The following is an 18355-nucleotide window of genomic DNA, read 5'->3' as shown; positions in this document are numbered from 1 at the left end:
GGCGCGGCGGCGGACCGCCGCGCCGGCATGGATCAGTTGTCTTCCAGTTCCATGTTGATGGCCAGCGAGCGGATTTCCTTCACGAGCACGTTGAAGGATTCCGGCATGCCCGCGACCATCTCGTGCTCACCGTCGACGATGTTCTTGTACATCTGGTTGCGGCCCTGCACGTCATCGGACTTCACCGTCAGCATTTCCTGCAGGGTGTAGGCCGCGCCGTAGGCTTCCAGCGCCCAGACTTCCATTTCACCGAAGCGCTGGCCGCCGAACTGCGCCTTGCCGCCCAGCGGCTGCTGGGTGACGAGCGAGTACGGACCGGTCGAACGGGCGTGCATCTTGTCGTCGACCAGGTGGTTCAGCTTCAGGTAGTGCATGTAACCCACGGTGGTGTGGCGATCGAACGCTTCACCGGTGCGGCCGTCGTACAGCTGGGTCTGGCCACTGCTCGGCAGGTCGGCCAGTTCCAGCATGCGCTTGATTTCCGCTTCGGTGGCGCCGTCGAACACCGGAGTGGCCATCGGCACGCCGTCGGTCAGGTTGCGGGCCAGACGCAGCAGTTCCTCGTCGCTGAACTGCGACAGGTCGACACGGTTGGCCACGTTGGTGTCGTCGTGGTTGTAGATGTCGTCCAGGAACTTGCGCAGGTCGGCAACGGCGGCCTGGGCCTCCATCATCGCCTGGATCTTGCGGCCCAGGCCCTTGGCGGCCCAGCCCAGGTGCACTTCCAGGATCTGGCCGATGTTCATACGCGACGGCACGCCCAGCGGGTTCAGCACGATGTCCACGGTTTCGCCCGAGGCCATGTACGGCATGTCCTCGACCGGCACCACGTTGGAGACCACACCCTTGTTGCCGTGGCGGCCTGCCATCTTGTCGCCCGGCTGGATGCGGCGCTTCACGGCCAGGAATACCTTGACCATCTTCAGCACGCCCGGGGCGAGGTCGTCACCGGCGGTGATCTTGCCGCGCTTGTCGGCGAAGCGACGCTCGAATTCCTTCTCGTGCGCCTGGATCTGCTTCTGCGCGCGCTCGATGGCTTCCGAAGCGTCCTCGTCCTTCATGCGCAGGGCGAACCAGTCAGCCTTCTTCAGGCCGTCCAGGAAGGCGTCGCTGATCACGTCACCCTTCTTCAGGCCAGCGCCACCGTTGACCACCTTGCCCACGATCTGCGAACGCAGACGCATGTAGATGGCGGCTTCCAGGATGCGGAACTGGTCGTCGAAGTCCTTCTTGACGCGCTTGATTTCAGACTCTTCGATCTGGCGGGCGCGCTTGTCCTTCTCGATGCCGTCGCGGGTGAAGACCTGCACGTCGATGACGGTGCCGTCCATGCCCGGCGGAACGCGCAGCGAGCTGTCCTTAACGTCCGAAGCCTTCTCGCCGAAGATCGCGCGCAGCAGCTTCTCTTCCGGGGTCAGCTGGCTTTCGCCCTTCGGGGTGACCTTGCCGACCATGATGTCGCCGGCGCGGACTTCGGCACCGATGTACACCACGCCGCTCTCGTCCAGGCGGTTCAGCGCCTGCTCGGAGACGTTCGGGATGTCGGCGGAGATTTCCTCCGGCCCCAGCTTGGTGTCACGCGCAACGCAGGTCAGCTCTTCGATGTGGATCGTGGTGTAACGATCCTCTTCCACCACGCGCTCGGAGAGCAGGATGGAGTCTTCGAAGTTGTAGCCGTTCCACGGCATGAACGCGATCAGCATGTTCTGGCCCAGGGCCAGTTCGCCGATGTCGGTGGACGGACCGTCGGCCAGCACGTCGCCGCGGGCGATGACGTCACCCACCTGGACCAGCGGACGCTGGTTGATGCAGGTGTTCTGGTTCGAACGGGTGTACTTGACCAGGTTGTAGATGTCCACGCCTGCGTCGGTGGCGCCAACGATCTCTTCCTCGTTGACCTTGACCACGATGCGGGCGGCGTCGATCTGCACGATTTCGCCACCACGACGGGCGTTCACGGTCACACCGGAGTCACGCGCCACGGCGCGTTCGATACCGGTACCGACCAGCGGCTTCTGCGCACGCAGGGTCGGCACGGCCTGACGCTGCATGTTGGCGCCCATCAGTGCGCGGTTGGCGTCATCGTGCTCCAGGAACGGAACCAGCGCGGCCGCGATCGACACGGTCTGCATCGGCGAGACGTCCATGAAGTGGACTTCCGCCGGCGGCTTCAGCAGCGATTCGCCCTGGAAGCGGCACGGAACGAACTGCTCGGTCAGCATGCTGTCGGCATTGGTCAGGGCGTTGGCCTGCGCAATGACGTACTCGTTTTCTTCGATCGCCGACAGGAACTCGACTTCGTCATAGACCTTGCCGTCCACGACCTTGCGGTACGGGGTCTCAAGGAAACCGTACTGGTTGGTGCGGGCGTACACGGCCAGCGAGTTGATTAGGCCGATGTTCGGGCCTTCCGGGGTTTCGATGGTGCAGACGCGGCCGTAATGGGTCGGGTGCACGTCACGCACTTCGAAGCCGGCGCGCTCACGGGTCAGGCCGCCCGGACCCAGGGCCGAGACGCGACGCTTGTGGGTCACTTCCGACAGCGGGTTGTTCTGGTCCATGAACTGCGACAGCTGCGAGGAGCCGAAGAACTCCTTGATGGCAGCGGCGACCGGCTTGGCGTTGATCAGCTCCTGCGGGGTCAGGCCTTCCGACTCGGCCATCGACAGGCGCTCCTTGACCGCGCGCTCGACGCGGACCAGGCCCACGCGGAACACGTTCTCGGCCATTTCACCGACCGAACGCACGCGACGGTTGCCCAGGTGGTCGATATCGTCGACCACGCCGCGACCATTGCGGATCTCGGTCAGGACCTTGATCACGTCCAGGATGTCGGAGCTGTCGCCATGGGCGGCGACCAGGCGCTTGGACTCTTCGTCGTTGCGCTCACCGTAGTACTTGCGGTCGTACAGCACGGCTTCGCCGGTGGTTTCCTTGCGGCCCACGCGACGGTTGAACTTCATGCGACCGACCGCGGACAGGTCGTAGCGCTCGAAGGTGAAGAACAGGTTGTGGAACAGGTTCTGCGCGGCATCCTTGGTCGGCGGCTCGCCCGGACGCATCATGCGGTAGATCTCGACCAGGGCTTCCAGCTGGGTCTTGGTCGGGTCGATGCGCAGGGTGTTGGACAGGTACGGGCCACGATCCAGATCGTTCACCCACAGGGTGCCCACGGCATCCACGCCGGCCTTGCGGAAGGCCTGCAGCTGCTCGTCGGTGATCTCGTCATTGGCCTGGGCCAGCAGTTCGCCGGTCGAGGCGTCGACCACGTCGTGCGACAGGATGCGGCCGACGATGTAGTCGTCCGGCACGGCCAGGGCGGCGATGCCCGAGGCTTCCAGCTGCTTGATGTGGCGCGCGGTGATGCGCTTGCCGGCTTCCACGATGACCTTGTCGCCGTCGGCGAGGTCAAAGCCCAGGGTTTCGCCACGCAGGCGCTCCGGCACCAGCTCCAGCTGGACGCCTTCATCCGGGTTGATGTGGAAGGTGTTGATCTCGAAGAACTCGGCCAGCATCTCTTCGTTGCTGTAGCCAAGCGCGCGCAGCAGGATCGACACCGGCAGCTTGCGGCGGCGGTCGATACGGGTGAACAGCGCGTCCTTCGGGTCGAACTCGAAGTCCAGCCAGGAACCGCGGTAAGGAATGATGCGGGCGCTGTACAGCAGCTTGCCCGAGCTGTGGGTCTTGCCACGGTCGTGGTCGAAGAACACACCCGGCGAGCGGTGCAGCTGCGAGACGATGACGCGCTCGGTGCCGTTGACGATGAAGGTGCCGTTCTCGGTCATCAGCGGGATTTCGCCCAGATAGACCTCCTGCTCCTTCACGTACTTGATGGCCTTGGTCGACGACTCACGGTCGTAGATCACCAGGCGCACGGTCACGCGCAGCGGGGCGCCGTAGCTCATGCCACGCTGGCGGCACTCACGCTCGTCGAAGACCGGTTCGCCCAGCTTGTAGCCGACGTATTCCAGGGCGGCATTGCCGCTGTAGCTGGCGATCGGGAAGACCGACTTCAGCGCAGCGTGCAGGCCGTGGTCCGTGCGCTTGGCCGGATCGACGTTTTCCTGCAGGAATTCACGATAGGAATCCACCTGGATGGCGAGCAGGAACGGCACTTCGAGAATCGAGCGCTGCTTGCCGAAATCCTTGCGGATACGCTTTTTTTCGGTGAACGAATAGGACGTCATGAGGTCTTCCACCTTGTTGTGCGGATCGTGCGCCCACGATCCGAAGGGAACTTGAAATTGTCAGTTGGAAGTCGCTGGTATTGCCGGCACCAGCACGCCTTCTCCCGCTACTTCCAACTGCCAACTCGTCTGCATCCACTCCCCCGCTGCCGCGCGCTGCGCTGGCCGGCCGGGGTCTGACCGCAGCCCGTGTTGGGCTTTTTCCTGCTGTTTTTCACATCCACGCACGGCGTGGATCTACAACACTGCAACAACGACCAAAGGCCGGGGGCTTACGCCCCCAGCCTTGGCTGCATCGCCGTGAATCGGTGACGATGCAAGGTAACTGCTTACTTGACTTCGACAGTCGCGCCAGCAGCTTCCAGGTCCTTCTTCATCTTCTCGGCGTCGTCCTTCGAAGCGCCTTCCTTCAGGACGCCACCGGCTTCGGCCAGGTCCTTCGCTTCCTTCAGGCCCAGGCCGGTGATGGCGCGGACGGCCTTGATGACTTCGACCTTCTTGTCGCCGGCCGACTTCAGGGTGACGGTGAACTCGGTCTGCTCTTCAACAGCAGCAGCCGGGCCAGCGGCAGCAGCCACGGCAACCGGAGCAGCGGCGGAGACGCCGAACTTCTCTTCGATGGCCTTGACCAGCTCCATCACTTCCATCAGGGACTTCTCGGCGATGGCGTCGACGATCTGTTCGTTGGTAAGGGACATGATTAATACCTTTGGATGATTTTCTGGGTTGAGGTTCCGTCAGGAACCACGGTAAGTCGAAACTCAGGCGGTCTCGGCGGCCGGCTCGGCAGCGTCGGCGGCGACGTCGCCACCACCCTGCTTCTCGCCAACGGCCTTGATGGCGCGGGCAAACATCGTGACCGGCTCGGTCAGGACGCGGGCCAGCATGGCCAGGGCCTGGTCGCGGGTCGGCAGCGAGGCCAGCACTTCGACGTGGCTTGCCGGGAACACTTCGCCACCGATGGCGACGACCTTAGCCTTCAGCTTGTCGTTGCCCTTGGCGGCTTCCTTGATCAGGCGACCGGCAGCGCCGGGCTCCTCGAGCGAGAACGCGTACAGCAGCGGACCAACCATCTGGTCCTGGGCGACTGCGAACTCGGTGCCTTCAACGGCGCGCGAAGCCAGGGTGTTCTTGACAACCTTCAAGAAAACACCGGTTTCACGAGCCTGCTTGCGCATCGCGGTCATCTGGGCGACCGTGGTGCCAGCGTATTCGGCTGCGATCAAGGAGTGGGCCTTGGCGGCGACGTCTGCCAGCTCGGCGACTACTTCTTGCTTCTGGGACAGATTGAGAGCCATTGCACTCCTCCTATTAAACTCCGCTTACGGCTCCTGCCGTGTGCGGTCCTGTGCGGCATCCGTCCTGGACGCCGGGAACATCGGGATGATGTTCCGGGGGTGGGCCGTTCTAGACCTGGAGTGGGCCAACCTGGGAAACCCAGACGTGCGTGAACCAGAAAAACTCCAGAAGGGCACCATCTACGCAGGGTGATTCCGGGGAATCGATTAAGCGCTCATGACTGCTCCGGCGGCGACTCCTTGCCAGATCGAGCTTCCGTGCCCGTCGCCGGTATTGCCACGACCGCGCCTGCGGTCTTTGACGGCTACCGCGGGCGATGCACTGCCAGCGATGCCTTCAAATGTCACGGTCACGGCACCGAAGGTACCGTGACCGCTTGAAACAATTACTTCAGGGTCAGCGACGACTGGTCGACGGTGACGCCCGGGCCCATCGTCGAGCTGACCGAAACCTTCTGCAGGTAGGTGCCCTTCGAGGTGGCCGGCTTGGCCTTGATCAGGTCCAGCAGCAGCGCGGTCAGGTTCGACTTCAGCGCGTCTTCGGCGAAGTCGGCCTTGCCGATGGTGCAGTGGATGATGCCGGCCTTGTCGGTGCGGTAACGGACCTGACCCGACTTGGCGTTCTTCACGGCTTCACCCGGGTTCGGGGAAACGGTGCCGACCTTCGGGTTCGGCATCAGGCCGCGCGGGCCCAGCACGGTGCCCAGCTTACCGACGACGCGCATGGCGTCCGGGGTCGCGATGACGACGTCGTAGTTCAGATCGCCGGCCTGCATCTTCTCGGCCAGGTCATCCATACCGACGGCTTCGGCGCCAGCGGCCAGGGCTTCGTCAGCCTTGGCACCGGCCGGAGCGAACACGGCGACGCGGACCGACTTGCCGGTACCGGCCGGCAGCACGGTGGAGCCACGGACCTGCTGGTCGGACTTCTTCGCATCGACGCCCAGGCGCACAGCGACGTCGATCGACTCGACGAACTTGGCCTTGGTGGCGCTCTTCAGGATGTTGATCGCGTCCTCGAAGGCGTATGCCTTACCCGGAACGACGGCGGCCTTGATGGCCTTCTCACGCTTGGTCTGTGCCATCTTATTAACCCTCCACCACGAGGCCCATGGAACGGGCAGAGCCAGCGATGGTACGCACGGCGGCGTCCAGATCGGCGGCAGTCAGATCCGGTTCCTTCGCCTTGGCGATCTCTTCCAGCTGCTTACGGGTGACCTTGCCGACCTTCTCGGTGTTCGGGCGCTTGGAGCCCGACGAGATGCCAGCGGCCTTCTTCAGCAGGGTGGTGGCCGGGGTGCTCTTGGTGATGAAGGTGAACGTACGGTCCGAGTAGGCCGTGATGATCACCGGAACCGGCAGGCCCGGCTCGAGCTTCTGCGTGGCAGCGTTGAACGCCTTGCAGAATTCCATGATGTTCAGACCGCGCTGACCCAGCGCAGGACCGACCGGCGGCGAGGGGTTGGCCTGACCGGCCTTCACCTGCAGCTTGATGTAACCGACAACTTTCTTTGCCATGTGAGTACTCTCCGGGTGCTAGCGCCTTTCGACAACAGGCTCCCCATCGGACCGGGAATCACGCGTCCCGGCATCGCGTTTTGAAATCATGCTGAAGGCCACCTTGCGGCGGCCTCGTCCTGCTGGCTTCCCAGCGGGGAGCCGCGCACTATATCAGGTTTTTTCTTCACATGCCTGAAGCGGCACGTAAACGAGAGAAACCGGGCCAAGCCCGGTTTCTTGTCCGGAGTCGAGCATGGTTAGACTCTACAACGGGATCAGACGGCCTTTTCGACCTGGCCGAACTCGAGTTCGACCGGAGTGGCACGGCCGAAGATCAGCACCGAGACGCGCAGACGGCTCTTCTCGTAGTTGACCTCTTCGACGACGCCATTGAAATCGTTGAACGGGCCGTCGGTGACGCGGACCATCTGGCCCGGCTCGAACAGCACCTTCGGACGCGGCTTCTCGACGCCTTCCTGAACGCGGTTCAGGATGGCTTCGGCCTCGGAATCGGCGATCGGCAGCGGACGGTCGGCCGTGCCGCCGATGAAGCCCATGACGCGCGGGGTTTCCTTGACCAGGTGCCAGCTTTCGTTGTCGATGCGCGGAATACCGGCTTCTTCGTGGGTCTCGATCTGGACCAGCACGTAACCCGGGAAGAACTTGCGCTCGGAGCGGCGCTTCTGGCCAGCGCGCATCTCGACCACTTCTTCGGTCGGGACCAGGACATCGCCGAAGCGCTCTTCCATGCCGTCACGGACGATGCGATCGCGCAGAGCCTGCGCCACCGACTTCTCGAAGCCCGAATAGGCGTGAACGACGTACCAACGCTTCATGCAATTCTCCTTAGCGGCTCAGGAACAGCTGAATCAGCCACTGAATGACGTAATCGAACCCACCCAGCAGCAGGCTGAGAATGGTTACCACCACCATCACGACCCAGGTCATGCGGATGGCTTCCTGGCGCGTCGGCCAGACCACCTTGCGCAGTTCGAAGCGCGACTCGGAGAGGAATTCGCGGGTGTCGCGCCCCTTGCCGGTCAGCATGAACACGCCGATACCGCCAACCAGACCGACTACAACCGCCAACGCACGCAGCTGACCCGCCCACGCACCCAGCTGGGTGGCGCGACCGGAGTCGGCGGAGAACCAGAACCAGACGAACAGACCAGCCAGCACCAGCAGCGATGCGGCGACGTACTTGACGATATCCCCGCCATTGGCGGAGTTGTCCTTGGAGTGTTCGATCTTGCTATTCATCCGGCTGTGTCTGCTTTAGCGGCCCAGGCCGCTGGATAAGGTGGGCAGATGGCACGCCAGGAGGGACTCGAACCCCCAACCTGCGGTTTTGGAGACCGCTGCTCTGCCAATTGAGCTACTGGCGTACGTATTGAAACTTGCCTTCCCTTAGACGGCGAAGGCGGACCGAGGTTCCCGGCCCGCCATTCGCGTAACCGGCGGCGCTATGCAACCACCGGTACTGCAGGCTTACTCGATGATCTTCGAGACCACGCCGGCGCCGACGGTACGGCCGCCTTCGCGGATGGCGAAGCGCAGGCCTTCGTCCATTGCCACCGGGTTGATCAGGGTGACGACCATCTTGACGTTGTCACCCGGCATCACCATTTCGACGCCTTCCGGCAGTGCAGCTGCGCCGGTGATGTCGGTGGTGCGGAAGTAGAACTGCGGACGGTAGCCGTTGAAGAACGGGGTGTGACGGCCACCTTCGTCCTTCGACAGGACGTAGACTTCGCCTTCGAACTTGGTGTGCGGCTTGATCGTGCCCGGCTTGGCCAGGACCTGGCCACGCTCGACGTCGTCACGCTTGGTGCCGCGCAGCAGCAGGCCAGCGTTGTCGCCTGCCTGACCCTGGTCCAGCAGCTTGCGGAACATTTCAACGCCGGTCACGGTGGTCTTCTGCACCGGACGGATGCCGACGATTTCGATTTCGTCGCCGACCTTGATCACGCCGCGCTCGATACGGCCGGTCACCACGGTACCGCGGCCCGAGATCGAGAACACGTCTTCCACCGGCATCAGGAACGGCTTGTCGATCGCACGCTCCGGCTCCGGAATCCAGCTGTCCAGGGCATCGACCAGCTTCAGGATGGCCGGCACGCCGATGTCGCTCTGGTCGCCTTCCAGCGCCAGGCGGGCCGAACCGGCGATGATCGGGGTGTCGTCGCCCGGGAACTCGTACTTGCTCAGCAGTTCACGCACTTCCATCTCGACCAGCTCGAGCAGCTCGGCGTCGTCAACCATGTCGGCCTTGTTCAGGAACACGACGATGTACGGCACGCCGACCTGACGCGACAGCAGGATGTGCTCGCGGGTCTGCGGCATCGGGCCGTCAGCGGCCGAGCACACCAGGATCGCGCCGTCCATCTGGGCGGCACCGGTGATCATGTTCTTGACGTAGTCAGCGTGGCCCGGGCAGTCAACGTGGGCGTAGTGACGGATCGGGGATTCGTATTCGACGTGCGCGGTCGAGATCGTGATACCACGAGCCTTTTCTTCCGGCGCGGCGTCGATCGAGGAGTAGTCCTTGAACTCGCCACCGAAGCGCTCGGCACCGATCTTGGTCAGTGCGGCGGTCAGCGTGGTCTTGCCGTGGTCGACGTGACCGATGGTGCCGACATTGACGTGCGGCTTGGTGCGCTCGAACTTACCCTTGGCCATGGCTGCTTATCTCGAATTCGTCTGAGAGGTGATGCTTAAGATGGTGCTCACGAAAGGAATCGAACCTTCGACCTCTTCCTTACCAAGGAAGTGCTCTACCGACTGAGCTACGTGAGCCGAGTTTTGCATTATGACATGAACTCGATAATATTCAAAGTTCATTCAATGGAGCGGGAGACGGGAATCGAACCCGCACCATCAGCTTGGAAGGCTGAGGTTCTACCATTGAACTACTCCCGCGCCGGGAATGTCACAACGTGAAACTGGTGGAGGGAGGTGGATTCGAACCACCGAAGGCGTAAGCCAGCAGATTTACAGTCTGCCCCCGTTGGCCGCTTGGGTATCCCTCCTTACCACCCCATTCCGTTGCCGCCGAAGCGTTGCGGTGTGTGGTGGTGAGCCGCTTATTCTGCTGATGGGACGGGGGGCTGTCAACGCTTTTTTCCACTTTTTTCACACGCTGTCGCAAACCCATTGATACGCAAGGTTATTGCCCGGGGACCGGCAGGGTCTCGCTGGCGAAAATTGCGACATGAGGGACACCGTCGCCGCCAATCCAGCCCCGATACATGCCCTGGGTGTTGAACGGCGTGGCCATTTTTCCATCTGCGCCGAGCACGATCGCACCGCCATCGCCGCCCATCTGCGGAATCGTCTCGTTGATCACGCCCTTGCCGGCCTGCTCCGGGCTCTGCCCCTGGTAACGCATGCGCGCGCAGATCTCGTGCGCGGCGGCAGTACGGATGTAGTACTCGCCCCAGCCGGTGCCAGACACCGCACATCGCGCGTCAGCCCAGGTACCGGCGCCGATGATCGGCGAATCACCCACGCGCCCATAGCGCTTGTTGGTCATGCCGCCAGTGGAAGTACCAGCGGCCAGGTGCCCCTGTGCATCCAATGCGACTGCACCGACGGTCCCGAAGTGCTTTGCGGTCTCCAGATCGGCATGCGCCTGGCCGCCGGCCTCTTCCTTCAGTGCACGCTGCAGCTGCTGCCAGCGCTTTTCCGTACGGAAGTAGGAGGGATCGACCAGAGAAATGCCCTGCTCGACCGCGAAGGCTTCGGCGCCCTGCCCGACCATCATCACATGCCTGGACTTCTGCATCACGGTCTGCGCCAGCAGGATCGGGTTGCGCACCCGCTGCACGCCCGCCACCGCGCCCGCCGCCTGGCTCGCGCCGTCCATGACGGCCGCATCCAGCTCGTTGTGGCCGTCGTGGGTGAACACCGCGCCCTTGCCGGCGTTGAAGGTGGGATCGTCCTCCAGCACGGTGATCGCGGCGGTGACAGCGGCCAGCGCGGGGCGACCCGCTGCCAGCTCCGCATGCCCCTTCAACAGGGCCGCCCGCAGCGCGTCACGTGCGGCCTTTTCCTCGGCCGGCGACAGGTCCTTGCGCTCGACGCCAGCGCCGCCGTGGATGACCAGCAGCGGCGAAGCCGTCGGTGCAGCCTGGACAAGCGTGGGCAGGGACAACAGTGCGGACAGCGCCAGGCGCAGTTTCATCGGGTACGTCTCCAGCAGGTGGGCAAGGGAGGCATCATCGTAGAGCCGAGCCCATGCTCGGCTGATGCCTCGGTTGAAAGGCAGCCGAGCGCGGGCTCGGCTCTACAGCATCCCATGCGTGGCCACAGGATCGCCGGGTCACTGGCGGATGACTTCGATCTCGCCGTCGCTGACGTCGGCCACGGCCTGGTAGTCGGCCTCGGCCTGGAAGTCATCCAGGCGCATGCGGCCGCCGCTGGCGACCACCGTTACCGGCACCGCGTGGAAGCGCAGCGGCTCACCTTCGACCAGGCGGTCGGCATCGCGGCCGGGGCTGACCACCCAGACCTTGCCCTCGCCGTCAGCACTGTAGACCTGTGCCTGGCCATCGGGCTCCACGCACAGGGCAGTGTCTTCGTCGACGCCGATGCCGACGATGTCGGGGTTGCCACTGTCCTGGGCAGCGCGCGCCACGAACACGATCAGGCGGCCGAGCCGATCGCGCTTGTCGAAGTGGGTGTCGGTGACCACGCGCTGCAGGTAGGGCATCTGCAGGAAGCCACTGTCGATGGTCACCGCACTGCCCATCGGGTCGGCCAGCGCACCGGCGGAGGTGATGCTGCCGCCGTCCATCGCGCCGTAGGCATAGCCACCGAGGATGGCGAGCCCAGCGCTGGTACCGGCAATCGGCTTTCCGGCGCGCACATGGGCGTTGAGCGCGCGGTTGAGCGCGGTGCCCTTCCAGAAGCGGATGTAGCGGGACTGGTCGCCGCCGGCGATGAAGATGGCATCGGCTGCAGCCACCACGCGCAGCACCGCGGGATCATCGGCACCACGGCGATTGTCGAACACCAGCGTCTGCACTGCGGTGGCCCCGCCGATCTCGCGATACAGGCGGTCCTGCAGTTCGTCACTGCCAGAAGCGCGCAGGATCAGCACGCGGCCATTGCCAGCCTGCTTCAGCCACCAATGGAAGGCTTCCGGCACCCATTCGCCACCGCCCATCAGCATCATGGCCGGCGCGCGCGGACCGGGCCGGGGTGCGTCGAGATCCCCGGCTTCGTAGTAGGCGAAACCCGGGCCCTGCAGGTCCTGCGCAAGGGCGGCCAACGGCACGGCCAACACCAGCAGCGCCAGCCAGGCGAAGGGGGCACGCAGGGTCCGATGGAGGCGTCGCATCTTGATCTCCCTGAACAAAATCGACTTGCAAGCGTTTTCACTCTTTGCCAGATAGGGGTCCAGTAGTCAAGGGCATGAAAAAGGCGTTAAATGCGCGCGCCCATTCCGGAAATCTGAATGGGGGACAGGGCCCCTCCTCTGCGGGCCGGCTTCATTTCCGAGAATTCCTCATGCGTAGAAAGGCGATGGCGTGGTCGATCCAGCTGGCGTTGATGGGCGTGGCTGCTTCCGCGGCGGCCCAGGCACCGGCTTCCTCTTCGGTTCAACAACTGGACGCGGTGCAGGTCACCGGTTCGCGCATTCCGCGCGCCCAGGTCGAAGGCCCCGCCCCGATCACGGTGATCAGCGCCGAGCAGATCCGCTCCAGCGGCTTTACCACCGTGCCGGACGTGCTGCGCGCGATGACCCAGAACGGGGGGGAGACCCAGAGCCAGCAGTCCTCCAGTGGCGCTGACTTCTCGCCGGGCGCCCAGCAGGTGGACCTGCGCGGTCTGGGCCCGAATCACACGCTGGTGCTGGTCAATGGCCGCCGCATCGCCGACTTCCCGATGCCGTTCAAGGGCCGCAGCAACTTCACCGATGTCTCCAACATCCCGTTGGGGATGATCGAGCGCATCGAAGTGCTGACCGGCAGCGCCTCGGCCATCTACGGCTCGGACGCGATCGCCGGCGTGGTCAACTTCATCCTGAAGAAGAAGGCCGACGGCACCACGATCGACATGCGCATGGGCACCACCAGCGAAGGCGGTGGCGAGTCGTTCGACATGAGCCTGGCCAGCGGTTTCAGCCGCGGCAATTTCAACGCGGTGTACAGCGTCGAGCTGCAGTCGCAGAGCCCGCTGTGGGCGTACGAGCGCGACATCCAGGATTCGACCCAGGACGGCCCCACCGAGGGCTCGCGCATCGCCCGCCGCGCTTACCTGCGCACGGACTACAACGACGACTACCTGGATCCGGGTACGGCCACCTGCGAAGCGCTGGCCGGGCAGAACCAGGGCAGCACCTACCGCGCGTACCGCCCGCGCTACGGCTACTACTGCGGCAGCGACAGCTCGATCGGCTACGGCACCATCCTCAGCAAGCGCCGCGGCGCCAATGGCTACGCCTCGCTGAGCTACGACTTCGACAACGGCCAGCAGTGGTTCGCCGATGTGCAGCTGGGCTACCACACGATGTCGCTGATGCGCGACGTCACCAAGTGGGGCCGCATGGACGCCAATGGCGATGAGTCGGGCTATTTCAACAACCAGGCCACCGGCGAGATCGAGTTCTGGCAGCGCCAGTTCTCCCCCGAGGAAATGGGTGGCCTGCGCAATGCGATGGTGCGCAGCACGCAGAAGACCTTCAGCGTGACTACCGGCTTCAAGGGCAATCTGGCCGGCAACTGGGACTACGAGGCAGCATTGAGCCATTCGCAGTACCAGTCGCGGATCAGCTGGGCACAGATCATCGCCGCCAAGGCCAATGACCTGTTCCTGGGCCCGCAGCTGGGCGTGGACGACGACGGTTTCCCGATCTACAACGCCGATCCGTCACGCCTGTACCGGCCACTGACCCGCGCTGAGTACGACTCGATCGCGGCGCGTACCACTTACACCCCGAAGTCGCGCACCGAGACCGCCGCGTTCACGCTGACCAATTCCGCGCTGTTCGGCCTGCCGGGCGGTGACGCCGGCGTCGCCGCGACCGTGGAAGTGGGCCAGCAGGCGTACTCGCTGAATCCCGATCCGCTGGCGACCCAGTACTACTACTACAGCTGGAAGGATTCGGACGGCAACGGTTCGCGCAACCGCTGGGCCACGGCGGCCGAGCTGCGCATGCCGCTGCACGAGACGGTCAACCTGAGCGTGGCCGGCCGCTACGACCAGTACCGCTATTCCGGCCACACCATCGGCAAGGCGACCTGGAGCGGCGGCCTGGAATGGCGCCCGATCGACACCCTGCTGGTACGTGGTTCGTATGGCACCGCGTTCCGCGCGCCGGATCTGCACTACGTGTTCGCCGGCCCGGGCAACGACGAGACCAGCGCCGTGGACCTGTACAGCTGCCGCGCCGACGATGCCGCCGACTGTTCCGACTACGAGCACAACCTGATCCGCAGCCGCACCGGCAACCGTCAGCTCGACCCGGAAACCAGCACCTCGTGGAGCGCCGGCTTCGTCTGGTCGCCGGCGATCGGCCTGGACCTGTCGGTGGACTGGTTCGACATCGACATGCGCAAGCAGGTGCAGGACATGGACGTGCGCACGATACTGGCCAGTGAAGCGAACTGCCGCCTGGGTACTGCCGACATCAACTCGCCGACCTGCGTGGACGCGCTCGACCGCATCACCCGCACCAGTGATGGCCGCCTGTACGGCGTGCGCGTCGCCCCGATCAACGTCGCCCGCGAGTCGACCTCCGGCATCGACGTCGGACTGCGCTACCGCCTGCAGACCGGCATTGGTGATTTCATCCTCAACGGCACCCACACCTGGGTGAAGAAGCACGATTTCCAGCGCTACCCCGGTGATCCGATCCAGGACCAGTTCGCGGTCAACAGCAACTTCGACATCCCGCGTACCAAGACCAGCCTGAGCGTGACCTGGGAGAAGGAGGCGTGGTCGGCCACGGTCTATGGTTCGCGCCTGGGCAAGCTGCCGACCTCGGACAGCTACGACCAGGTATTCAAGTGGGACAGCGGTGACAGCCCGTACATCAAGGCGACCTACCGCTACAACGCGTCGCTGCAGTACCGCTTCGACGACCACGCGCGCCTGTCGCTGTCGGTGGTGAACGTCTTCAACAAGATGCCGCCGAAGGACGCCACCTACACCGCGTATCCGTATTACGACGTGTCCTGGTTCGACAGCGTCGGCCGCACCATCAACCTGCAGTACACCCACAAGTTCGGTGGCAGCGCATTGTAAGCGCGGTTACGCAGGACGTGGACGACGGGGCCCGCCATTGGCGGGCCTTGTTGTTTGCGGCGCTGGCTCGGGTTTTCCACACCCCACGTGGAAAGCGATGGGAACTAGGTGTGGACAAGTGGGTGGGAACATTGCACCGCAGGTGTTTCCACGCATGGTGTTTTTTTGTCCACGTCCCCGATTGTTTTCCACACCGGACGTGGAAAGCAGTGGGAACTAGGTGTGGACAAGTGGGCACGAGCTTTGCAGCGCAGGGGTTTCGAGGCATGGTGAAACTTTATCCACGTCGCGCGGGCAAGCACCTGTAGAGCCGAGCCCATGCTCGGCTCCGGCTGGCATCAGCCGAGCAAGGGCTCGGATCTACAGGACGTCGCATGGTTTTCCACACCAGGCGTGGAAAGCGATGGGAGTTTGCTGTGGACAAGTGCCGGCGAACGTCACGCCGCAAGCGTTTCGCAGCGTGGCGTTCTTTTATCCACCCCGGAAACGCAAACGCCCCGCTCGGGGCGGGGCGTTTGCGTAGCATCAACGTGCGATGGGATCAGACGTTGAAGCGGAAGTGCAGGATGTCGCCCTCCTGCACGCGGTACTCCTTGCCTTCCAGGCGCAGGCGACCGGCTTCCTTGGCACCGGCTTCGCCCTTGTACTTGATGAAGTCGTCATACGCGATGGTTTCGGCGCGGATGAAGCCCTTCTCGAAGTCGGTGTGGATGACCGCGGCAGCCTGCGGAGCGGTGGCGCCCTTGCGCACGGTCCACGCGCGGACTTCCTTCACGCCTGCGGTGAAGTAGGTCTGCAGGCCCAGCAGGCTGTAGGCCGCGTTGATCACGCGGTTCAGGCCCGGCTCGCTCAGGCCCAGGTCCGCCAGGAAGGTATCGCGGTCTTCGTCGTCGAGCTGGGACAGCTCTTCTTCGATCGCGGCCGACACCGGCACCACCTGCGCGCCTTCGGCGGCGGCATGCGCGCGCACGGCTTCCAGGTGCGGGTTGTTCTCGAAACCGTCTTCCAGCACGTTGGCGATGTACATCACCGGCTTCAGGGTCAGCAGGAACAGGTCACGGACCAGCGCCTTCTCTTCGTCGTCCAGGCCCACCGAACGGCCAGCCTTGCCATCCGACAGCGCCGCCTGCAGCTTGGCCAGCACCGGCTTGCGCGCCGCTGCGTCCTTGTCGCCGCCCTTGGCCGCACGCTCGGCACGGTTCAGCGCCTTCTCGACACTGTCCAGGTCGGCCAGCGCCAGCTCGGTGTCGATGGTTTCGATGTCCGAGATCGGATCGACCTTGCCGGCCACGTGCACGATGTCGCCGTGCTCGAAGCAGCGCACCACGTGGGTGATCGCATCGACTTCGCGGATGTGCGCCAGGAACTTGTTGCCCAGGCCCTCACCGCTGGCGGCACCGGCCACCAGGCCGGCGATGTCGACGAACTCGACCGCGGTCGGGATGACCTTCTGCGGGTTGATGATCGCTGCCAGCTCGTTCAGGCGCGGATCCGGCACCGGCACGATGCCGACGTTCGGCTCGATGGTGCAGAACGGGAAGTTCGCCGCGGCGATACCCGCCTTGGTCAGCGCATTGAACAGGGTCGACTTGCCGACGTTGGGCAGGCCGACGATGCCGCATTTGATACCCATGGGTGACAGCTCTCTGGGGTGAAAGTGATTGGTGAAACAGCGCGCGCGCTGCTTGGCCAATCCATCTCGGTGTCGATCATTGTGTGCCAACCAAGGTTGGCACGCACCGGAATCGGGAAGGTTGGCACCTACCCAAAGCGGGTTACTTCGGAGTGTGCAGGCGCTTCATCGCTTCGCTGAAATCGCCCTGTACCGCCAGCGGCATGACGTCGATCGCATCGTCGATGGCGCGCGCGATCAGCACGTCGTCGTCCTTGGACGGGCGGCCGAGCACCCAACCCACCACGCGGTCCTTGTGGCCGGGATGGCCGATGCCCACGCGCAGGCGATGGAACTTGCCGTGACCGAGCAGGCGGATGGTGTCACGCAGGCCGTTCTGGCCACCGTGGCCACCGTCGAACTTCAGCCGCGCCACACCGGGCGCCAAGTCCAGTTCGTCATGGGCCAGCAGGGTCTCTTCCGGCTCGATCTTCCAGAACCGCTGCGCGGCGGTGACCGACTTGCCACTGAGGTTCATGAAGGTGGCGGGCTTGAGCAGCCACACCGTCTGCCCGGCGATCTCGACCTTGGCGGTCTCGCCGAACAGCTTGCTGTCCACATTCCATCGCGCACCGGCTTTTTCCGCCAGGGCCTCAACGAAATGAAACCCGGCATTGTGCCGGGTCCGGGCGTGTTCCGATCCGGGGTTGCCCAGACCGACGATCAGTCGCAGTCCTGCCATGGTTCCTTCCAGTACGGTGCCTGCCCGGAGGCAGGCACCGTAACGGTATTACTCGGCGGCAGCCGCTTCTTCGTCAGCCTCGTCGGCCTTGCCGGCCTTGGCGGTGACGATGGCGTCGTCGTGGTCCTTGCCCAGCGCCAGGGCCGGGATTTCCACGCCCTTCGGCAGCTTGATGTTGGACAGGTACACCACGTCACCGGCCTTCAGCTCGCCCAGGTCGACTTCGATCGACTCCGGCAGGTCCTTCGGCAGGCAGGTGATGGTCACTTCCTTCAGTTCGTGGGTGACCACGACGTCGGCAGCCTTGCCGGCCGGCGAGGTGTCTTCGTTGACGAAGTGCAGCGGGACCGAAGCGGTCAGGGCTTCGTTCTCGTTCACGCGCTGGAAGTCCAGGTGCATGATCAGCTGCTTGTACGGGTGGCGCTGCATGTCACGCAGCAGGACCTTCTGCACCTGGCCGTCCAGGTTCAGGTCCAGGATCGAGGCATAGAACCACTCGTTCTGCTGGGCCAGCCAGATTTCGTTGTGGTCCAGGCTGATGGCGACCGGCTCGGCGTTGCCGCCGTACACGATGGCCGGGATCACACCGGCGTGACGCAGGCGGCGGCTCGCACCCTTACGCTGCAGTTCACGCTTGGTGACCTTGATTTCATGGGTCTTCGACATTTTCGACTACTCAGGTTGTTGCCGCGCCCTGCGGCGTGGCGGTTGAAGATGCTTCCGCGACCAGAAGCACCCGGGGTATGTCCCTGCCGTTGCCGGCAGG

General features: G+C 64.1%; 14 protein-coding genes and 4 tRNA genes. 1 reads left to right on the top strand and 17 read right to left on the bottom strand.

Translation table 11 applies throughout. The features are described from left to right. Positions 1-32 precede the first annotated feature (32 nt). The 14 genes from rpoB to GOC52_RS03655 all read right to left on the bottom strand — a co-directional run bounded on the left by rpoB (position 33) and on the right by GOC52_RS03655 (position 12326). Positions 33-4187 carry a DNA-directed RNA polymerase subunit beta gene (rpoB, locus tag GOC52_RS03720; RefSeq protein WP_010480373.1) on the bottom strand — a complete coding sequence of 1385 codons (4155 nt, stop codon included), beginning with the start codon at positions 4185-4187 and terminating at the stop codon, positions 33-35. Positions 4188-4516: 329 nt separating this feature from the next. Then, positions 4517-4885, bottom strand: coding sequence for a 50S ribosomal protein L7/L12 (gene rplL / locus GOC52_RS03715; protein ID WP_010480374.1), 369 nt, complete (start codon positions 4883-4885; stop codon positions 4517-4519). A gap of 63 nt (positions 4886-4948) precedes the next feature. Then, complete coding sequence (rplJ, locus tag GOC52_RS03710; RefSeq protein WP_010480377.1) at positions 4949-5485, bottom strand: 50S ribosomal protein L10; 537 nt, start codon at positions 5483-5485, stop codon at positions 4949-4951. A 386-nt stretch (positions 5486-5871) separates the two neighbouring features. Continuing rightward, complete coding sequence (gene rplA / locus GOC52_RS03705) at positions 5872-6570, bottom strand: 50S ribosomal protein L1 (protein ID WP_004154350.1); 699 nt, start codon at positions 6568-6570, stop codon at positions 5872-5874. 4 nt (positions 6571-6574) lie between these two features. Next, positions 6575-7003 (bottom strand): 50S ribosomal protein L11, encoded by a 429-nt coding sequence (gene rplK, locus GOC52_RS03700; RefSeq protein ID WP_004145248.1) that lies wholly within the window; start codon positions 7001-7003, stop codon positions 6575-6577. Positions 7004-7260: 257 nt separating this feature from the next. Beyond that, a complete protein-coding gene (gene nusG, locus GOC52_RS03695) occupies positions 7261-7821 on the bottom strand; it encodes a transcription termination/antitermination protein NusG (RefSeq protein WP_004154362.1) in 561 nt (186 codons plus the stop codon). 10 nt (positions 7822-7831) lie between these two features. Beyond that, positions 7832-8245: a preprotein translocase subunit SecE gene (gene secE, locus GOC52_RS03690; RefSeq protein ID WP_010480389.1), complete on the bottom strand. Its 414-nt coding sequence runs from the start codon at positions 8243-8245 to the stop codon at positions 7832-7834. 49 nt (positions 8246-8294) lie between these two features. Beyond that, a tRNA-Trp gene (locus tag GOC52_RS03685) sits at positions 8295-8370 on the bottom strand. A 103-nt stretch (positions 8371-8473) separates the two neighbouring features. Beyond that, entirely contained in the window at positions 8474-9664 is a 1191-nt protein-coding gene (gene tuf / locus GOC52_RS03680; protein WP_014036096.1) for an elongation factor Tu, read from the bottom strand. A gap of 41 nt (positions 9665-9705) precedes the next feature. Further along, a tRNA-Thr gene (locus tag GOC52_RS03675) sits at positions 9706-9781 on the bottom strand. 49 nt (positions 9782-9830) lie between these two features. After that, positions 9831-9904 (bottom strand) — tRNA-Gly (locus GOC52_RS03670). A 24-nt stretch (positions 9905-9928) separates the two neighbouring features. Beyond that, positions 9929-10014 (bottom strand) — tRNA-Tyr (locus tag GOC52_RS03665). A gap of 137 nt (positions 10015-10151) precedes the next feature. Further along, entirely contained in the window at positions 10152-11168 is a 1017-nt protein-coding gene (locus tag GOC52_RS03660; RefSeq protein WP_049480240.1) for an isoaspartyl peptidase/L-asparaginase family protein, read from the bottom strand. 138 nt (positions 11169-11306) lie between these two features. After that, complete coding sequence (locus GOC52_RS03655) at positions 11307-12326, bottom strand: cyanophycinase (RefSeq protein ID WP_143994220.1); 1020 nt, start codon at positions 12324-12326, stop codon at positions 11307-11309. 170 nt (positions 12327-12496) lie between these two features. Here GOC52_RS03655 and GOC52_RS03650 point away from each other — a divergent pair, with 170 nt between their 5' ends. Then, entirely contained in the window at positions 12497-15235 is a 2739-nt protein-coding gene (locus GOC52_RS03650; protein ID WP_191850689.1) for a TonB-dependent receptor plug domain-containing protein, read from the top strand. Positions 15236-15776: 541 nt separating this feature from the next. Here GOC52_RS03650 and ychF read toward each other — a convergent pair. The 3 genes from ychF to GOC52_RS03635 form a co-directional block, all read right to left on the bottom strand. Continuing rightward, positions 15777-16868, bottom strand: a complete 1092-nt coding sequence (gene ychF / locus GOC52_RS03645; RefSeq protein WP_043403185.1) for a redox-regulated ATPase YchF — start codon at positions 16866-16868, stop codon at positions 15777-15779. A gap of 142 nt (positions 16869-17010) precedes the next feature. Beyond that, positions 17011-17589, bottom strand: a complete 579-nt coding sequence (gene pth, locus GOC52_RS03640; RefSeq protein ID WP_008268208.1) for an aminoacyl-tRNA hydrolase — start codon at positions 17587-17589, stop codon at positions 17011-17013. Between the two features lie 48 nt (positions 17590-17637). Next, the gene (locus tag GOC52_RS03635; protein ID WP_010481743.1) at positions 17638-18255 is read right to left on the bottom strand and encodes a 50S ribosomal protein L25/general stress protein Ctc; all 618 of its coding nucleotides are present in this window, start codon (positions 18253-18255) and stop codon (positions 17638-17640) included. Between the last annotated feature and the right edge of the window lie 100 nt (positions 18256-18355).

This window comes from Stenotrophomonas sp. SXG-1, from assembly GCF_014083965.1.
GTDB lineage: Bacteria > Pseudomonadota > Gammaproteobacteria > Xanthomonadales > Xanthomonadaceae > Stenotrophomonas > Stenotrophomonas geniculata.
This window is presented reverse-complemented; position numbering and strand designations above follow the sequence as displayed.